Below are 18,428 nucleotides of genomic sequence, written 5' to 3'. Positions count from 1 at the left end.
CGTCGCGGCCTCCGTCAGGGGGCCACGGTGCCGTCCGCCAGTCCGTCGTACAGGCCCTGGACCAGCTGCTCGCCGAGCCGGCCCGCCAGGCGCAGGGCGTCCTCGAACTCGGCGAGTCTCCGGAAGCGTTCGCCGTACCGCTGCTGCTCGGTGAGAGGCAGGCGCGGGAGCTGCAGGCGCCGGACGTCGAGCCGGGTGGCCGTGGAGGCGTAGCTGCTGGCCTGGCGGTTGTTGGCGGTGCCGCGCAGGAATCCGGCCAGGAACCAGGGGTCGAGGGCGGCCGGGTCGGGGCGCAGGAGCTGGAGGTTGCGGCCGAGGGCGGCTCCGGCGGTGGCGGCGTCGACGACCCGGGCGACGGAGCCGCCGCCGAGGACGGGGACGACGACGTCGCCGGCGCGGAGGAGGACGGGCTCCTCGGGGGGACCTTCGGGAAGGGTGCCGGACGGGGGCTGGGCGGCGAGGACATCGTGCTCGGTGAGCATCCGGACGGGCCGGGCCGGGCCGTCGGCGCCCGTACCACCCGCGTCCCTACCGCCCGTACCACTCGCGTCCGTACCGGCCGTTCCCCTCGAGGCCGGTCCCGGGGCGGCCGTGGCGCCGCCGATCGTGCCCGCGCCGCCCGCGCGCAGCTCCAGAGCGCCGGTGCGGGCGAGTTCGCCGACGGTGACGCCGGTGAGCCGGGCGGCGGCCGGATCGGCGGAAGCGGGCGACGTGGGGGGCGGGGCGAGGGCGACGGTACGGCCGAGGGTCTCGGCGAGGTGGTCGCGGACCTGCGCCAGGTCCGCCGCGCCGCCCCCGGCGGCCGGGGGCGGCAGATGGCGGGCGGGGGCGAGGTCGACGTCGTCGTCGAGGAGTTCGATGACGGGCACGGACCGGCTCGCGCCGGGGGTCTGCGCGACGGTGCCGTCCGCGGCGAACGGCAGCCACGCGTCGAGGACGGCGGTGTGGACGGCCTGCCAGTCGAGTTTGTCGCGGCCGCCGCCGGTCTGGTCGGCGGCGAGGGACGTGGTGTCGACGAGGAGGAGTTCCTGGGAGGCGCTGACCCCGGCGGCCGGTTTGCGCAGCACCCAGAGATGGAGCGGGATGCCGTACGGGGGTGCGGCGCCGGCCGGCAGCGCGACGACGGCTCGCAGGGCGCCCCGGCGGAGCAGGTCGGCGCGGATGCGGCGGCCGGAGCGGCGGGAGGCGGCCGCGGGCGGCATGAGCAGGACGGCCGTGCCGCCGGGGCGGAGCCGGGCCAGGGCGTGCTGGACCCAGGCGAGTTCGGACTCCGTGCGAGCCGGGAAGCCGTACTCCCAGCGCGGGTCGTAGGCCAGTTCGTCGTGGCCCCAGTTGCGTTCGTTGAAGGGCGGGTGGCACAGCACCGCGTCCGCGGTGAGGTGCGGGAAGGCGTCGGCGCGCAGGCTGTCTCCGGTCCGTACGCGGATGTCGGCGTCGCAGGCCAGGGCCAGGCGCAGGGCGGTGAGGGCGGCCAGGTCCGGGTCGGCGTCCTGGCCGTGGAGCGCGGCGGGACGCTCGACGGCGCGCAGCAGGGTGCCGGTGCCCGAGGCGGGATCGAGGACGGTGGGACTGCCCTCGGTACCCGCGGCGGCGAGGGCGGCCATGAGAGCGGCGGGGCCGGGCGGGGTCAGCGTGTACTGGCGGGGATTGGCGTCGAGGTGCCGGCCGAGGAGGAACTCGAAGGCCTGGCGTGCGCCGGTCTCGGCGGCGAGGTCGGCCGCCCCCCGCACGAGCGGGAGGGAGAGGGCGAGTTCGGCGGCGGTGGGGGTGCGTACGGCTCGTTCGGGGCCGAACCGCTCGGTGAGCGTCTCTTCCAGAGCGACCGGCAGCGTCTCGGCGAGCCGCTCGTCCGGGACGGCGGCCAGCGCCGGCCAGACCGCGGACCGGCCGCGTACGAGAAGCAGGACGGCGCCCGCGTGGACGAGCGCGGTGACGGCGCCGGCCGGGTGGCCCGCGACCTGCTGCCAGACCCGCTCGCGCAGGGGGACCTCGGCGAGCTTCCCCTGGGCGCGCAGCCACCGCTCGACGTCGGCGAGGGCGAAGGAGGGGCTGGTCTCCGTGCCGCCCACGGGCCGGGGGAAGTCGGGGTGGCGGCGCCGCCAGTTGCTCACGGCGGCCCGGCCCACCCCGGCGAGCCGGGCGATCCCCGCGGCGGTCACCTCTGTCGCGCTGTCCGGCACCTGACCGTCTCCCCTCGTCCCCGCTGCTGTCGCCGCTGTGGCCCCGATAGTACCGACGAACACGAGGCACACCACTTCACACCGTGAGCCCCATCAAAGGAATTCGATCGTGTTGACTCGGTTCACAGGCTCTGCTGTTATTGATCCATCGCTCCAGCCCAGTCGACCGGTCCGGGAGGACACAGCCATGTCTCACGACGCCTCGCACTTCCACCCCGAACCGCCGACCGCGCCGGCCCCGACGGCGTTCCGCAACGGACTGGGCACCGCGGCCCTGGTCCTCGGCATCATCGGCGCGGTCTCCGGACTGGTCCCGTTCTTCTTCTGGCTGGCCGGCGTCCTCGGCCTGCTCGCCCTGGTCCTGGGCCTGGTCGGCAACGGCCGGGTGAAGCGGGGCGAGGCGAACAACAAGGGCGCGACGCTCACCGGCGCCGTCCTGGGCCTCGCGGCCCTGGTCCTCTCGGTGGTCGGCGCGGTGATCACGTTCACGGCGGTGAGCGAGGCGGTCGACGAGATCAACAAGACCGTGGAAGAGGTCGCGCCGAAGAACCCGTCGTCGAAGCAGCCCGGCGCGGCGGAGGGCGGCGGCAAGGCGGCCGACCCGGTCAAGGGCCTCGCGGCCGGGAAGACCTCGGTGTACGACGACGGGCTCAGGGTCACGGTCTCGGAGCCGAAGGCGTACTCCCCCGGCGAGGACGCGAGCGGACACACCGAGGGCAACAAGGCGTACCAGGTCACCGTCGTGATCGAGAACGGCGGCAAGGAGAAGTTCGACGCCGCCCTGGCGACCCTCGACGCCCGCGCCGGCAAGGACGGGGTCACGGCAGAGCAGATCTACGACGCCAAGGTCGGCACCGGCTTCAGCGGCACGATCCTGCCGGGCAGGAAGGCCACGGTCGTCTTCGCCTTCGACGCTCCGGCCGACGCCAAGAGCCTCTCGGTCGACGTGTCCCCGAGCCTCGGGCACAACGCCTCCCAGTGGGAGCTGAAGATCGGCTGACCTCCGGCCCCCGACTCCCGGCCCCTCCCCTCGTACTCCCCGTCAGCAGGCGGCAACACCCGCCCGCACCAGCGCCATCCGGCACCACCCGTACCGCTCGTATCCCCACCCCCGGAGAACCGCTCATGCCTGTCACCGCCCACCGCCCCCGGATCCGCCGCACCGCGCTCGCCGCCGCGCTCTGTGCCGCCGTAGCTCTCGGCGCCGCCGCCTGCGGGCCGTTCTCCGACGACCCGAAGGCCGCCGGCCCCTTCGGAGAGCTGTCCGGACCCCAGATCGTCAACAAGGCGATCGCCGCGACGAAGACCGCCGACTCCCTCACGCTCGACCTGGCCCTCAAGACGACCGACGGGCCGATGAAGGCGTATCTGGCGCTCGACACCCAGGGGAAGTGCGCCGGGACGCTGACCGTCGGGGCGACGGGCACGGCGGAGCTGATCAAGCCGGACGCCAAGGTCGCCTACCTGCGCTTCGACGAGGCGTTCCTGCGCGAGGAGGCCAAGGGCGAGTCGGCCGAGACGCAGGAGGCGATGCTCAAGGAGCTCAAGGGCCGCTGGGTGAAGACGCCGGTGACGGACCCGGAGGCGAAGGACAGCCTCGAACTCTGTGATCTGAAGGCGCTCCTCCGTGACTTCGAGGAGGGACTCGACCTCTCCGTGAAGGGTGGGGAGACCACCGTCGGCGGCAAGAAGGCGCTGATGCTCACCCAGGCGTTCGACAAGGAGAAGACGACGCTCTACGTCGCCACGGAGGGCGAACCGCGGATCCTGAAGATCGTGACGGTGGGTGGCGAGGAGCCGGGGACGATCACCTTCGCCGACTACGACAAGCCGGTCGTGGCGAAGGCCCCGTCGGCCAAGGACGTCCTCGACGAGCAGAAGTAGTCGAGGGACGGGGGCTCACCCGGGGGGGGAGCCTCACAGGGGGCAAGGGGTGTGAAGGGCGCCGGAGGGGGGCGGCCTTCACACCCCGGCCGCCGTTCACAGCCGGTGGCGCACCCAGACGTTCGGCTCGACGTACACGGCGTAGCCGCGCGCGGTGTCGCAGTGCACCGGGACCAGCGCGCCCTCGACCTCGACCGGACCGTCGGCGTCGAAGGGCAGCCCGGTCCACTTGCGCCAGTTCTCCAGGGCGGCGGCGATCGTCATCGAGACCGGAGCGACGCCCTCCACCGTGCCGCCCGCCCGGACGTGAACGCGCAGCCAGGGGTCGTGCGGCAGACCGTCCGCCTCGCGGGTACGGAAGGCGTACTCGCTCATCGGCGTGTCGGCCTCGAGGTGCTTGGCGTTGGGGCGCACCGGCGCGACGAGGTCGGTGAAGCCGAGCCGCTTGGCGTTGTCGCGCATGGCGGTCAGCATCATGGCCGAGATGCCCCGGCCCAGCACGCGGGTGTCGACGGTGACCTCGATGGCGCTGACGGTGTCGGGGATCCGTCCGTGCCGCTTGTCGGAGAAGGCCCAGAGCAGCATCTGGTCCCAGCCGGTGGCGGGCAGCTCGCCGCGGCCCTCGGCGCGGAGCTGGAAGGGCACACTGAAGGCGCGCGCGACGACTTTGCCCTCGGGGTCGGTGGCGACGAGGACGTACTCCGGCAGTTCGGCGACGATCCGGCCGATGTTGGCCCAGCCGATCGGGTCGTGGAGCATGAACTCCGGCCAGAGGTCGAGCATCTGCCACATCGGCCCCTGGAGTTCCGGGCGTTCGGCGAGGGTCGTTATCTTGAGCTCCATCCGGGCAGGCTAACCACCGGCACCACACACCCCAACTGGTTTTCCTACGGCAGCTTCTGCTCGGGGCAGCCGGCGAGGACCCGCTTCATCGCGTCCCGCTCGCCACGGGTGACCCACACGCCGTACTTCTTCTTGACGGCTACCTGCCCGGCCACATAGGCGCAGCGGTACGCCTTGTTCGGCGGCAGCCAGGTCGCGGCGTCGCCGTCGGACTTGCGGCGGTTGGCGCCGGCGTCGACGGCGAGGAGATTGAGCGGATCGTTGGCGAAGCGGCGCCGCTTGTCCGCGTCCCACTTCTGCGCGCCCTTCTGCCAGGCGTCGGAGAGGGCCACGAGATGGTCTATGTCGACCTTGCTGCGGCCCCGGACGAAGTCGACGCGGTGACCGGTGTACGGGTCGTCGGTGAGGACCCCGGAGACCACCTTGCAGCGACCGTCCTTGAAGCGGACGTCGGCGAGGTCGCGCTTGAGGATGTCGTCGCGGGTGCCGCAGCCGTTGCCGTCGACGTCGGCCCAGGCGCGGCCGAACTTCTCCCGGTCGTAGCCCGTCTTGGGGGCGCGGCCCTTGACGGCGAGGGTGTCCACGGCGGCGAGCGCGGAGCCCCGGCCCGCGGGGGCGCCGCCGGTACCATCCTCCGTTCCCGTGTCCGTACAGCCGGAGACGAGAAGGACAGCGGCGGCGGCGAGGGCGCCGAGGGGGAGGGGCGCGCGGGGGGCGAGGTGGTGGCGGTAGCGGGGCACGCCGGGATCCTAGTCAGGCCGCCTCATGGTCCAGACCACTTAGCCCCTCGGCGCGCGCATTCGGCGTCGGGCGCGTAGCGTCGAATGCGCTGTATGTCCCCTTTCCGAAGGAGTGACCCATGGGGATCATGGACAAGCTCAAGGGAATGATGAGCCAACACCCGGAGAAGACCAGGAAGGCGTCCGACGCCGCCGAGAAGCGGATCAACGACAGGACGGGCGGCAAGTACACGGACCAGGTCGACCAGGGCCAGCGGCAGGTCGAGGACCGGCTGGGCATGACGGACCAGGAGCGGCGCGACCAGCGGCCGCCGACCTGATCCCACGGATCCCCACGGACGGTGAGCCCGGCCGCGGAGTGCTCACGCACCCTCCGCGGCCGGGCCCGTGCGCCCCTACGCCCCTGAGCCGCACGACCGAGCGCGCCCCGCCCCGTACCCGGCCCGACCCCGAGCGGGCCGCCCCTGACCTCGACCCGCGTCAGACCTTGCCGATGCCGAGGGTGTTCTCGGCGGGGAGCAGTCCCGAGCCGATGACCGCGAGCCAGGGGCCGCCGAGGAGTTCGGCGAGGCGGGCGGTGCCCTCGGCGCCCAGGACTGCCCAGGGCGCGGCGGCGAGCTGGTCCGTACGCAGTTCGACCCCGGCGCGCAGAGCGCGGCCCTCGTCCGTGACCGTACCGTCGGCGGCGAGCAGCCCACGAGCCGTCAGGCGCTGCCGCGCCGCGGCCCATTCCGCCGCGCTCCAGCCCCGGCCGGCGAAGGTCTCCTCGGCGGCCGCCCCCACGGCGGCGAAGGAGACCAGGGACTCGACGGGGTCGAGCCCGGCGGCCAGCAGGGCGGCGAGGTGGCCGTCGCCGCGGTGTTCGCGCAGGATCGTCGCGGCCTGCCACAGGATCAGGTGCGGGGCCTCGGGCCAGGGCAGCTCGGCGTTGGCGGCGGCGAGGGGCCGCCCGGCCGGGTCCGCGGCCTCGGCGGCCCGGCGGGCGAGCGCGGCGGCCTCGGCGAGCTGGGGGCCACCGACGACGTCCTCGCCGAGCACCTCGCGGTAGGCGCGGTCGACGGCCCGCAGCCGGGCGGCGAGCACATCGCCGGGCGCGGCGGTCCGCCAGACCGCCGGGACGTGGCGGCCGACCATCGCGGGGCTGAAGCTGTAGAAGGCCGAGGCGACCCGCCGCGCCCCGGCCGGTCCGAGCGGTGCGGCACGCCAGGCGAAGTAGGCGGGCCAGCGCTCCTCGATGCCGTAGCCGAGGTCCGCGGCCTCCTCGAACGCCTCGGGGGCGTAGTAGAGCAGGGCGTGCAGCGGTTCGAGCAGATGCCACATCTGCCGCACGCGCCCGGGCTCCACGTCGGCGCCTGCCGTGTCCACGGTCATGACTTCCTCCTCCACCCGGCCATCTTGACGCTGTCCAGATTGGTGCTCCGCGAGCAAACTTGTCAATGACTAGATTCGGCGTAGGGTGGCGTCATGACGAGTCGGCGCACCTATCACCACGGCGACCTGCGGCAGGCCGTCCTGACCGCCGCCCTCGACGTCATCGCCACCGAGGGCCCCGGCGCACTGAGCCTGCGCGACCTGGCCCGTCGGGCGGGCGTCTCCCACGCCGCGCCCGCCCACCACTTCAAGGACCGGACGGGCCTGCTGACCGCCATCGCCACCGAGGGCTACACCCTGCTGGCCGAGGCCCTCGCCGACGCGCCGGACCTGCGTGAGCGCGGAGTCGGCTACGTCCGCTTCGCGGTCGGCCACCCCGCCCACTTCCAGGTGATGTTCCAGCCCGAACTGTTGCGCGGCGACGACCCGGAGCTCCTGACGGCCAGGGAACGCGCCTCGGCCGAGCTCCGCGCGGGCGTCAGCGGTCTCGACTCCGCGCCGGGCTCCGGCTCCCGCTCCGCCACGGACCCCCGCACGGCGGGCATCGCCGCCTGGTCCCTGGCACACGGCTTCGCGACGCTGCTCCTCACGCGCAACTTCGAGGGCGAGGACGGCCCGTTGGGCGACCGGGATCCGGCGGAGGCCTTCCGGACGCTCGCCGGCATGCTGTTCTGAAGCCCCAAACCCCCCGGGAATAACCGGAGTCGATCTCCACTTGAAGGTGGCGCGCGCGCAGGACCTCGAGATCGAGATCGGCATTCGGAACCTTCAACGGGCGGGAATCCATGACCTTCACGCACTCCCTCCGACGCACGAGCGTCGCACTGCTCGCGGCCGCCACCCTGAGCGCGCTGCCGGCCGCCGGCACGGCCGGCGCCACCGGTGCGACCGGCGCGACGGGCACCACCGGCGCGACGGCTACGGCCGGCGCCTCCGCGCCCAACGGGACTGTCTGGCGCGGCGGTTGGGCCGCCTCACCGCAGGCTCCGGCGGCGCCCTTCGGCCCGAACTGGTCCCAGGGCGGCTTCTCCGACCACACCGTCCGGCAGGTCGTCCGCGTCAGCACCGGCGGCACCAAGGCCCGTATCGAGCTCTCCAACCGGTACGGAAAGACCCCCTTGCGCATCACCGGAGCCACCGTCGCCCTGACCGCCGAGGGCGCCTCGGTGAAGGCCGGTTCGGTACGGCAGCTGTCCTTCGGCAAGAGCAGGTCCCTGACCGTGCCGGCCGGCGCCACGGCGTACAGCGACGGCGTGCCGTTCAAGGTCAGGGCGCTGGAATCGGTGACCGTCACGCTCTACCTCGCCGACCCGACCGGGCCCGCCACCTTCCACCACTTCGCCGCCGCCACCAGCTACCGCGCGGACGGCGACCATCGCGCCGACCGGGACGGTACGGCGTTCAAGGAGACCGGCGACTCCTGGTACTTCCTGACCGGCGTCGAGGTGAGCGGCGGCCAGTCGGCGCGCCGGAACGGCATCGTCACCTTCGGTGACTCCATCACCGACGGCGTCGGCTCCGGCGCCGACAGGAACAACCGCTACCCCGACGAACTGGCGGAGCGTTTCGCCGCCGCCGGTCAGCCGCGCAGCGTCCTCAACCACGGCATCAGCGGCAACCAGGTCACCAACGACTGGGACTGGGCCGGCGAGAAGGGCATCGCCCGCTTCGGGAAGGACGTGCTCAGCGAGCCGAACGTGGGCACGGTCGTCGTCCTGGAAGGCATCAACGACATCGGCGGCAGCGGCCAGGGCGTCCCCGGCCACCCTACCCCCGAGGTGTCGGCCGACCAGCTCATCGAGGGCCACCGCGCGCTGATCCGCCAGGCCCACGCCAAGGGCATCAAGGTGATCGGGGCGACGCTGACGCCCATCAAGGGCTCGTTCTACGACACCCCGGTCAACGAGGCCAAGCGGGACGCGGTCAACCACTGGATCCGTACGTCGGGCGAGTACGACGCCGTGGTGGACTTCGACCGCGTCGTCGCCGACCCGGCCGACCCGGACCGCATGCTCCCCGCCTACGACTCCGGCGACCACCTGCACCCCGGTGACGCCGGCTACCGCGCGATGGCGAAGGCCCTGGACCTCGACGAGTTCTGACGCACGCGACCTCGACGAGTCCTGACGTACGCGCGGGCCAGGGGCCGGCCGAGTCACTGCCGGCCCCTGGCCGCTCCCCTACGACCCGAGGATCGTCGTCAGGAACTCCCCGGTCCACGCCAGGAGTTCGCGCCCCACCACCGGCTTCCCGCCGATCTTCCCGCTCGTCGGGCGCGGCACCAGGATCTGGTGGACCGCCGGCTTGATGACCGTACGCGGGTACAGCCGCTTGAGCCGCAGCTCCTGCGACTCCCGCAGCTCCACCGGCGCGAAGCGGATGTTCGGCCCCTGCAGGACGATCTCGCCGACCCCGCAGGCACGGGCCAGCATCCGCAGGCCCGCCACCAGGAGCAGGTTCTCGACCGGCTCCGGCAGCTTGCCGTAGCGGTCCGTCAGCTCCTCCCGTACCGCCTTGATGTCCTCCTCGGAGTTCGCCGAGGCGATCGCCCGGTACGCCTGGAGGCGCAGACGCTCGCCCGGCGCGTAGTCGTGCGGCACGTGCGCGTCGACCGGAAGCTCGATCTTGACCTCCAGCGGCGGCTCCTCCTCGACTCCGCCCTCCAGAGAGGCGCGGTAGTCCGCGACCGCCTCGCCGACCATCCGCACGTACAGGTCGAAGCCGACGCCCGCGATGTGACCGGACTGCTCGCCGCCCAGCAGATTGCCCGCGCCGCGGATCTCCAGGTCCTTCATGGCCACGTACATGCCCGCGCCCATCTCGGTGTGCTGGGCGATCGTCGCCAGCCGCTCGTGCGCGGTCTCGGTCAGCGGCTTCTCCGGCGGGTAGAGGAAGTACGCGTAACCGCGCTCGCGGCTCCGGCCGACCCGGCCGCGCAGCTGGTGCAGCTGCGACAACCCGAAGTTGTCGCCGCGCTCGACGATCAGCGTGTTGGCGTTGGAGATGTCGATGCCGGACTCGACGATCGTCGTGGACACCAGCACGTCGAACTTCTTCTCCCAGAAGTCGACCACGACCTGCTCCAGGGCGCTCTCGCCCATCTGGCCGTGGGCGGTGGCGATCCGCGCCTCCGGGACGATCTCCCGCAGCCGCGCCGCCGCCCGGTCGATCGACTCGACCCGGTTGTGGATGTAGAAGACCTGGCCCTCGCGCAGCAGTTCACGCCGGATCGCCGCGCCGATCTGCTTCTCCTCGTACGGGCCGACGAAGGTCAGCACCGGGTGCCGCTCCTCCGGCGGGGTGGTGATCGTCGACATCTCGCGGATGCCGGTCACCGCCATCTCGAGCGTACGGGGGATGGGGGTGGCCGACATCGTCAGCACGTCGACGTTGGCGCGCAGCTTCTTCAGCTGCTCCTTGTGCTCGACGCCGAAGCGCTGCTCCTCGTCGACGATGACCAGGCCCAGGTCCTTGAACTTCGTCTCCGACGAGAACAGCCGGTGCGTACCGATGACGATGTCGACGGATCCGTCCCGCAGCCCCTCCAGCGTCGCCTTCGCCTCCGTCTCCGTCTGGAAGCGGCTGAGCGCCCGCGTGACGACGGGGAACTGCGAGTACCGCTCCGAGAACGTGCCGAAGTGCTGCTGCACGAGCAGGGTCGTGGGCACCAGGACGGCGACCTGCTTGCCGTCCTGCACCGCCTTGAACGCGGCCCGTACGGCGATCTCCGTCTTGCCGTAGCCGACGTCTCCGCAGATCAGGCGGTCCATCGGGACCGTCTTCTCCATGTCCTCCTTCACCTCGGCGATGGTGGACAGCTGGTCGGGCGTCTCGGTGTACGGGAAGGCGTCCTCCAGCTCCCGCTGCCAGGGCGTGTCCGGGCCGAAGGCGTGTCCGGGCGCGGCCATCCGGGCGCTGTACAGCTTGATCAGGTCGGCGGCGATCTCCTTGACGGCCTTCTTGGCGCGCGCCTTGGTCTTCGTCCAGTCGGCGCCGCCGAGGCGGTGCAGGGTCGGCGCCTCGCCGCCCACGTACTTGGTGACCTGCTCCAGCTGGTCGGTGGGGATGTACAGCCGGTCGCCGGGCTGGCCGCGCTTGGCCGGCGCGTACTCGACGAGGAGGTACTCGCGGGTGGCGCCCTGGACGGTCCGCTGGACCATCTCGATGTACCGGCCGACGCCGTGCTGCTCGTGGACGATGTAGTCGCCGGCCTCCAGGGTCAGCGGGTCGATGGTCTTGCGGCGCTTGGCCGGCATGCGCCGGCCGTCCTTGCCGGCCGCCTTCTGGCCGGACAGGTCGGTCTCGGTGAGGACGGCCAGCTTGAGCGCCGGGTCGACGAAGCCGTAGTCGATCGAGCCGCAGGCCACGTGGACGACCGACGGGGCGATCTTCGTCAGGTCCGAGTCGAGCCGGGCGGCGATGCCCTCGCCGCCGAGGACCTCGACCGTGCGGGCCGCCGGGCCGTGCGCCTCCGTGACGTACACCGTGCGCCAGCCGTCGGCGAGCCAGCCCTTGGTGTCGGCGAGCGCGCGGGCGGTGTCGCCGCGGTACGACTCCGGGGCGTGCATGCCCAGCTTGACCGTGTCGGCGTCGAGGGTCTCGTCGGCCGCGAACGGGGACACCGACCACCACATCATGCCCAGCTCACGGGCCCGGTCACGGACGTCCGCGATCCCCCACAGGGAGGCCGCGCCGACGTCGATCGGGGCCTCGCCTCCGCCGGCCGTGGCCGCCCAGGACGCCTGGAGGAACTCCTGGCTGGTCGCGACGAGGTCCGCCGCCCTCGTGCGGACCCGCTCGGGGTCGCAGACGACGGCCATGGATCCCTGGGGCAGCACGTCGAGCAGCAGCTCCATGTCGTCGACGAGGACCGGGGCCAGGGACTCCATGCCCTCCACCGCGATCCCCTCGGCGATCTTGCCGAGCAGCTCGCCGAGCTCGGGGTGGGCCTCGGCCAGGGCCGCGGCCCGCCGCTTCACCTCGTCGGTCAGCAGCAGCTCACGGCAGGGCGGCGCCCACAGGCCGTGCTCGGCGACCTCCAGGGAGCGCTGGTCGGCGACCTTGAAGTAGCGGATCTCCTCGACGTCGTCGCCCCAGAACTCGATCCGGAGCGGGTGCTCCTCGGTCGGCGGGAAGACGTCCAGGATGCCGCCGCGCACGGCGAACTCCCCGCGCTTCTCGACCAGCTCCACCCGGGAGTACGCGGCCGCCGCGAGGCCCTCGACGACCTCGTTCAGATCCACCGTCTGCCCGCTCCGCAGGGCCACCGGCTCCAGGTCGCCGAGGCCCTTGACCTGCGGCTGGAGCACGGAACGCACGGGGGCGACGACGACGCTCACCGGCCCTGCGGCCGGATCGTCCGGCGAGGGGTGGGCGAGCCGGCGGAGCACGGCGAGGCGGCGGCCGACGGTGTCGGAGCGGGGCGAGAGCCGCTCGTGCGGCAGCGTCTCCCAGGAGGGGTACTCGACCACCGTGTCGGGGTCGAGGAGGCTGCGCAGGGCCGCCGCCATGTCCTCGGCCTCCCGTCCGGTCGCGGTGACGGCCAGCACCGGCCGCCCGGCCTCCCGCGCGAGGGCGGCCACGGCGAAGGGCCGCGCGGCCGGGGGGCCGACCAGATCCACGTGCGTACGGTTTCCGTCGGCCGCGGCCTTCACCGCCTCGGCGAGGGCCGCGTCCTTGACGACGAGGTCGAGCAGACCGTGCAGGCTCATGGACTTCCATCCCGGTGGGTTAACGGGTGCGGGCAACGCGAACCGCCCGACACGTCGCACGGGCCGGGTGGCCCCGGCGCCTACGAGCGGACCGGGGTTCCCCCAGCCTACGACGTGGGCGGCGCACCGGCGCGGGGGATCGACTTCACCCGGCCGGGTGAAAAGGGGCAGATCGGGTGGCACCCGTCCGGCGCATACAGTTCCTGCCGCTGCCGGTCACCGCGGACCACGGCATCCGCGCCGGGCAGCTCCCGCCCCACCACCGGGACCCCCTCGACCGGATACTGGTCGCCCAGGCGCAGACCGAGGGGCTGACGCTCGTCACGCGGGACAAGCACATCCCGCTCTACGACGTACCGGTGCTGACCGTGTGACCGGCCGACCGGCTGACCGGCCGAGAGCAGCCGTACGGCCTCGGTGGCGTCCACCGGGGCCGTACGCACATGGCCCCGGTCCTACTCCGTCGCGATCGCGTTCAGGACGTTCATCCGGCCCGCTCGGAACGCCGGGACCAGCGCCGCGAACAGCCCCACGAACGCCGACCCGACGAAGACCGTCAGGATCGTCGGCCACGGGATCTCCAGGACCCCGAGGCCCTCCAGGGCCAGCAGCTTCTGGGCCGCCGTGCCCCAGCCCATGCCCAGACCGAGGCCGAGCAGGGCGCCGAAGAGGGCGATCACCACCGACTCCAGGCGGATCATGCGGCGCAGCTGGCGGCGCGAGAGGCCGATGGCCCGCATCAGGCCGATCTCCCGGGTCCGCTCGACCACCGACAGCGCGAGCGTGTTCACCACGCCGAGCACGGCGACGATGATCGCCAGGGCCAGCAGCCCGTACACGATGTTGAGCAACTGGCCGACCTGGTCCTTCAGGTCCTGCTTGTAGTCGGCCTGGTTCTGCACCTTGTACTGCGGGTAGGCGGCGAGCGACTTCTTGATCGCGGCGTACGCCTCGGTCTCCTTGCCGTCCTCCGCCGTCGCGAACATGATCATGCTCCGGGGCAGCTTGTCGGCCGGGAGGTACCGGGCGGCGGTGGTGATGTTGGTGTACATCACGCCCTTGTCGACGTTGTTCTCGTCCGAGGTGATCGCCGCGACCTTCAGCTTCGCGCGCTCGCCGCCCTTGAAGGCGACGGTGAGCTCGTCGCCCACCTTCACACCGTGTTCGGCGGCGTAGTCGCTGCCGACGGACATCGCGTTCTCGTCGTACGCCTTCGCGAGCGTGCCCGCGGTGGTGTCCCGGCGAAGATCCCGCGCGTACGTCGGCTCGGCGGCGACCAGTCCCTTATCCACGGCCTTGCCGCCCGGGGCGGTGATCGTCGCCTCGACCCAGGTGTACTCGGTGACCCGGGCCAGACCCGGCGTCTTCTCCAGCGCGACCTGCGCCTGCGGCACGATCGGCTGCCCGTTGGCGGACTGGACGATGAAGTCCGCGCCGACCGAGCGGTCCAGCTCCTCGGTGGCCGAGGCGACCATCGACGAGCCGACCACCGACAGACAGGCGACCAGGGCGAGCCCGATCATCAGGGCGGCGCCGGTGGCACCCGTACGGCGCGGGTTGCGCAGGGCGTTGCGCTCGGCCATCCGCCCCACGGGCCCGAAGATCCGCAGGACGACGGCACCGAGGACCCGGACGACCCCGCCCGCCAGGAGCGGGCCGACGACGACGAAGCCGACGAGGGAGAGCACGACACCGAGGCCGAGCCAGAGGGAACCGGCGGACGCCTCCTCCGCCCGCGTCGCCGCCCACAGCGCGCCGGCGCCGAGGGCCGTGAGGAGCAGGCCGATCCCGCCGCGCACCAGGCCGGCCTTGCCGTCGGCCGGGGTCCCGGCGTCGCGCAGGGCGGCCATCGGGGAGACCTTGCCGGCCCGGCGGGCCGGGATGTACGCCGCGAGGACCGTGACGACGATGCCGAGGAGGAGACCGACGGCGGGCGTCGTCCAGCGGACGGTCAGATCCCCCGTCGACAGCTCCATGCCCATGGAGCTCATGAGCTCCATCAGACCGACCGCCAGTCCGACGCCGGCCGCGACACCGGCGACCGAGCCGACGACACCGAGGAACAGCGCCTCGACCAGGACGGAGCGGTTGACCTGCTTGCGGCTCGATCCGATGGCCCGCATGAGGCCGATCTCCCGGGTGCGCTGGGCGACCAGCATGGAGAAGGTGTTGACGATGAGGAAGATGCCGACGAGGAAGGCGATTCCGGCGAAGCCGAGCATCGCGTACTTCATGACGTCGAGGAACCCGGCGACGTCCTCACGGCCTGCGTCGGCGACCTCGGCCGCGGTCTGCAGGGTGTACGCCCCGCCGACCGCGGAGGCGATGCTCGCCTTCAGCGTCTCGTCGCTGACCCCGGGGGCGGCGTCGGCCGTGATCTGGGTGAACAGGCCCTCCTTGCCGAGGAGTTCGCGCTGCGCGGTGGCGGTGTCGAAGTAGACGACGGTGGCACCGGGGTTGGTGACCTTGAAGTCGACGATGCCGGATATCCGCGCCTTGAAGTCACCGGTGACGGCGATGGTGCGCAGTTCGTCACCGATCTTCAGCTTGTGCTTCTCGGCGGTGTCGCCGTCGACCATCACCTCGGTGGGGCCGCGCGGCTCGTGCCCGGAGGTGAGGTCCACCGAACGCAGCTCGTTGGCCGACCAGTTGACGGCGATCGTCGGTGCGCCGCTGGTGGGGCCGACGTTCTTGTCACGGGAGTCGACGACGGTCACGCTCAGCGAGACGACCGAGCCCTGGGCGTCTTTGACGCCCTCGACTTCGCGGACCCGGTCCACGAGGGAGGCGGGCAGGGCCTCGGGACGGCCGGTCCGCGGAGTCTCGTCGTCGACCGCCGCGTCCTTGGGGCTGAGGGTGACGTCGGACGCGGTCGAGGCGAAGAGCTTGTCGAAGGTGGTGTTCATGGTGTCGGTGAACACCAGCGTGCCGCTCACGAACGCCACGGACAGCAGGACGGCGACGGCCGAGAGCGCCATCCGGCCCTTGTGCGCGAAGAAGTTGCGCAGCGAGGTCTTCCACACGGTCATGACGTCCGCCCGCGCGCGTCGAAGTCCTTCATACGGTCAAGTACGGCTTCGGCGGTGGGCCGGACCATCTCGTCGACGATCCGGCCGTCCGCGAGGTAGAGCACGCGGTCGGCGTGGCCGGCGGCGACGGGGTCGTGCGTGACCATCACGATGGTCTGGCCGAGCTCGTCCACCGACTGCCGCAGGAAGCCGAGCACTTCGGCGCCGGCTCGGGAGTCGAGGTTTCCGGTCGGCTCGTCTCCGAAGATGATCTCTGGGCGGGCGGCGAGGGCGCGGGCCACGGCGACGCGCTGCTGCTGACCGCCGGAGAGCTGGGCGGGCCGGTGCTTCAGCCGGTCGGCGAGACCGACGGTCGCCACAACCCGGTCGAGCCATGCCTGGTCCGCCTTGCGGCCGGCGATGTCCATCGGCAGCGTGATGTTCTCCAGCGCGTTCAGCGTCGGCAGCAGGTTGAACGCCTGGAAGATGAAGCCGACGCGGTCGCGGCGCAGCTGGGTGAGCTTCTTGTCCTTCAGACCGGTGATCTCGGTCTCGTCGAGATGGATCCGGCCGCTGGTGACGGTGTCGAGCCCGGCGAGGCAGTGCATCAGGGTCGACTTGCCGGAGCCGGACGGCCCCATGATCGCCGTGAACTCCCCACGGGCGATGTCCACATCGACATGGTCGAGCGCGACGACCCGGGTCTCCCCCGCTCCGTACGCCTTGACGACCTGTCGCGCCCGCGCGGCGACGGCCGTATGTCCGCCGATACCCCCGAGCCTGGGGGTGGTCACAGCCGAAGTCACGGTATGTCTCCTATGTCGTTGGTGGTACGCATAAGCAGGGCGTGGTTCGAGTCTTGGGGAGGCGGGGCGGCGGGTCACTGGTGGCGGCCGCACTCTTCACCCTGGGGTTTTCCGTAAGGCCAAGGTAAGGACGGGAGGGGGACTTCCTCGTCCTCCGCCGGGACGAACGAGCCCTGCCCCGTATGGGGGAGATCCCCCTAGGGGTTCTCCACCCCGTGGCTCGGATGAGAGGCTGAGCCGACGAATTAGATGTACGACGCATCGGCTGCGGCGCGCGGTGCGCGTTCCACAGGGGGAGAGGAACCACGGGGTGTCCGAGACCACGGCGCGGCGGGCCGGCACGCCCGCCACCACACCGCGCGGACGCGGACCGGTCGTCGCGGCGCTGATGCTGGGCATGGCCCTGGCCGCACTGGACGGCACCGTCGTCGCGACCGCCGTGCCGCAGATCGTCGGCGACCTGGGCGGACTGTCGGTGTTCTCCTGGCTGTTCTCCGGCTATCTGCTCGCCGTGACGGTCACCCTTCCCGTGTACGGGAAGCTCTGCGACACCTTCGGACGCAAGCCGGTCCTGATCGCCGGGACCGTCCTCTTCCTCATCGGCTCCCTGCTGTGCGCCGCCGCCTGGAACATGGGCTCGCTCATCGCCTTCCGCGTCGTACAGGGCCTGGGCGGCGGCGCGCTCCAGGGCACGATCCAGACGATCGCGGCGGACCTGTATCCGCTGAGGGAACGCCCGAAGATCCAGGCGAAGCTGTCCTCCGTCTGGGCCACGGCGTCGGTGGCGGGACCGGCGGCGGGCGGCCTGCTGGCGGGCTACGCCGACTGGCGCTGGATCTTCCTCATCAATCTGCCGGTGGGGCTGGTGGCGCTGTGGCTGATCGCCCGGTTCCTGGTGGAGCCCCGCCGGCCGGGCGCCGGAGCGGCGCGGGGCGGGAGCGCGGCCGAGCGGCCCGCCGTCGACTGGGCCGGCGCGCTCACCATCTTCGCGACCGGGGTCCTCCTGCTCACCGCCCTCGTCCAGGGCGGGGTCGCCTGGCCCTGGACGTCCGCGCCCTCGCTCGGGCTCTTCGGCGGCGCGCTCGCCCTCGCCGGCGTGACGGTTCTCGTCGAACGACGGGCCGCCGAGCCGATCATCCCCGGCTGGATCTGGCGCCGCCGCACGATCGCCGCCGTCAACCTTGCCCTCGGCGCGCTCGGCCTCCTGATGGTCGCGCCCACCGTCTTCCTGCCCACCTACTCCCAGGCGGTCCTCGGCCTCGGCCCGATCGCCGCCGGCTTCGTCCTCTCCGCCATGACCCTCAGCTGGCCGCTCACCGCGGCCCTGTCCAACCGGGTCTACAACCGCATCGGCTTCCGGCTCACCGCCGTCATCGGCATCAGCCTCGCCCTGCTCGTCCTGCTCGCCTTCCCGTTCCTGCCGTTCCCCGGCGAACCCTGGCAGCCGGCCCTGCTCATGCTGCTGCTCGGCGGCGCGCTCGGCCTCTTCCAGCTCCCGCTGATCGTCGGGGTCCAGTCGACGGTCCCGTACGAGGAGCGCGGGACGACGACCGCGTCCGTCCTCTTCTGCCGCCAGGTCGGCCAGAGCGTCGGCGCGGCGCTCTTCGGGGCGGTCGCCAACGGCGTACTGGCCGCCCGGCTCGGCGGAGACGGCGGTGATCTCGACAGCCTCGCCCGGGCCCTCGACGCGCCGGGCTCCCTCACGGCCTCCGCCGCGGACCATCTGCGGCGCGCGGTGGACGCGGCGGTGGACTACGTCTATCTGGGCGCGGCGGCCGCGGCGGCGATCGCCCTGGTCGTCCTGCTCACGCTCGCGCCGCGTCGTTTCCCGGTCCTGAAGGACGCCGACGACCAGACGACCGCATAGACCGCACAGCCCCGGCCG

At 72.4% G+C, this 18,428-nt stretch carries 13 protein-coding genes and 1 pseudogene; 7 read left to right on the top strand and 7 right to left on the bottom strand.

What is annotated here, in order from left to right; translation table 11 throughout:
• Positions 1-14 precede the first annotated feature (14 nt).
• Positions 15-2,180, bottom strand: a complete 2,166-nt coding sequence (locus ABZY12_RS11730) for an N-6 DNA methylase (RefSeq protein WP_356889127.1) — start codon at positions 2,178-2,180, stop codon at positions 15-17.
• A gap of 187 nt (positions 2,181-2,367) precedes the next feature.
• Between ABZY12_RS11730 and ABZY12_RS11725 the strand changes: the two genes are divergently transcribed.
• Both ABZY12_RS11725 and ABZY12_RS11720 read left to right on the top strand, forming a co-directional pair.
• Positions 2,368-3,180, top strand: coding sequence for a DUF4352 domain-containing protein (locus ABZY12_RS11725; RefSeq protein WP_356889126.1), 813 nt, complete (start codon positions 2,368-2,370; stop codon positions 3,178-3,180).
• Positions 3,181-3,305: 125 nt separating this feature from the next.
• Entirely contained in the window at positions 3,306-4,064 is a 759-nt protein-coding gene (locus tag ABZY12_RS11720; RefSeq protein ID WP_356889125.1) for a hypothetical protein, read from the top strand.
• 96 nt (positions 4,065-4,160) lie between these two features.
• Here ABZY12_RS11720 and ABZY12_RS11715 read toward each other — a convergent pair whose 3' ends face one another.
• Positions 4,161-4,907 (bottom strand): N-acetyltransferase, encoded by a 747-nt coding sequence (locus ABZY12_RS11715; RefSeq protein WP_356889124.1) that lies wholly within the window; start codon positions 4,905-4,907, stop codon positions 4,161-4,163.
• A 44-nt stretch (positions 4,908-4,951) separates the two neighbouring features.
• Positions 4,952-5,647, bottom strand: coding sequence for an HNH endonuclease family protein (locus ABZY12_RS11710; protein ID WP_356889123.1), 696 nt, complete (start codon positions 5,645-5,647; stop codon positions 4,952-4,954).
• Between the two features lie 119 nt (positions 5,648-5,766).
• Here ABZY12_RS11710 and ABZY12_RS11705 point away from each other — a divergent pair, with 119 nt between their 5' ends.
• Entirely contained in the window at positions 5,767-5,967 is a 201-nt protein-coding gene (locus tag ABZY12_RS11705; protein WP_356889122.1) for an antitoxin, read from the top strand.
• Positions 5,968-6,127: 160 nt separating this feature from the next.
• Here the strand turns inward: ABZY12_RS11705 and ABZY12_RS11700 are convergent, their stop codons facing one another.
• Positions 6,128-7,018, bottom strand: a complete 891-nt coding sequence (locus tag ABZY12_RS11700; protein WP_356889121.1) for a hypothetical protein — start codon at positions 7,016-7,018, stop codon at positions 6,128-6,130.
• A gap of 93 nt (positions 7,019-7,111) precedes the next feature.
• On the opposite strand from ABZY12_RS11700, the gene ABZY12_RS11695 reads away from it, so the two are divergent.
• Together ABZY12_RS11695 and ABZY12_RS11690 are read left to right on the top strand one after the other, a co-directional pair.
• Positions 7,112-7,693, top strand: a complete 582-nt coding sequence (locus ABZY12_RS11695; RefSeq protein WP_356889120.1) for a TetR/AcrR family transcriptional regulator — start codon at positions 7,112-7,114, stop codon at positions 7,691-7,693.
• A 110-nt stretch (positions 7,694-7,803) separates the two neighbouring features.
• A complete protein-coding gene (locus ABZY12_RS11690) occupies positions 7,804-9,120 on the top strand; it encodes an SGNH/GDSL hydrolase family protein (RefSeq protein WP_356889119.1) in 1,317 nt (438 codons plus the stop codon).
• A 78-nt stretch (positions 9,121-9,198) separates the two neighbouring features.
• On the opposite strand, the gene mfd is transcribed toward ABZY12_RS11690, so the two are convergent.
• Positions 9,199-12,729 (bottom strand): transcription-repair coupling factor, encoded by a 3,531-nt coding sequence (gene mfd / locus ABZY12_RS11685; RefSeq protein WP_356889118.1) that lies wholly within the window; start codon positions 12,727-12,729, stop codon positions 9,199-9,201.
• Between the two features lie 206 nt (positions 12,730-12,935).
• On the opposite strand from mfd, the pseudogene ABZY12_RS11680 reads away from it, so the two are divergent.
• Positions 12,936-13,103 (top strand): annotated as a pseudogene (locus ABZY12_RS11680) (type II toxin-antitoxin system VapC family toxin); the annotation flags it as partial.
• Positions 13,104-13,184: 81 nt separating this feature from the next.
• Here the strand turns inward: ABZY12_RS11680 and ABZY12_RS11675 are convergent.
• Together ABZY12_RS11675 and ABZY12_RS11670 are read right to left on the bottom strand one after the other, a co-directional pair.
• Positions 13,185-15,758 (bottom strand): FtsX-like permease family protein, encoded by a 2,574-nt coding sequence (locus tag ABZY12_RS11675; protein ID WP_356889117.1) that lies wholly within the window; start codon positions 15,756-15,758, stop codon positions 13,185-13,187.
• A complete protein-coding gene (locus ABZY12_RS11670) occupies positions 15,755-16,543 on the bottom strand; it encodes an ABC transporter ATP-binding protein (RefSeq protein WP_356889116.1) in 789 nt (262 codons plus the stop codon). The genes ABZY12_RS11675 and ABZY12_RS11670 overlap by 4 nt, the downstream gene beginning before the upstream one ends.
• A 310-nt stretch (positions 16,544-16,853) precedes the next feature.
• Here ABZY12_RS11670 and ABZY12_RS11665 point away from each other — a divergent pair, with 310 nt between their 5' ends.
• On the top strand, positions 16,854-18,410 hold the full coding sequence (locus ABZY12_RS11665) for an MFS transporter (RefSeq protein ID WP_356889115.1): 1,557 nt from the start codon (positions 16,854-16,856) through the stop codon (positions 18,408-18,410).
• Positions 18,411-18,428 lie beyond the last annotated feature (18 nt).

Origin of the sequence: Streptomyces sp. NPDC006551 (assembly GCF_040611675.1) — a bacterium.
GTDB lineage: Bacteria > Actinomycetota > Actinomycetes > Streptomycetales > Streptomycetaceae > Streptomyces.
Note: the sequence above shows the minus strand (reverse complement) of the source record. Positions and strands in the feature narration are given on the sequence as shown.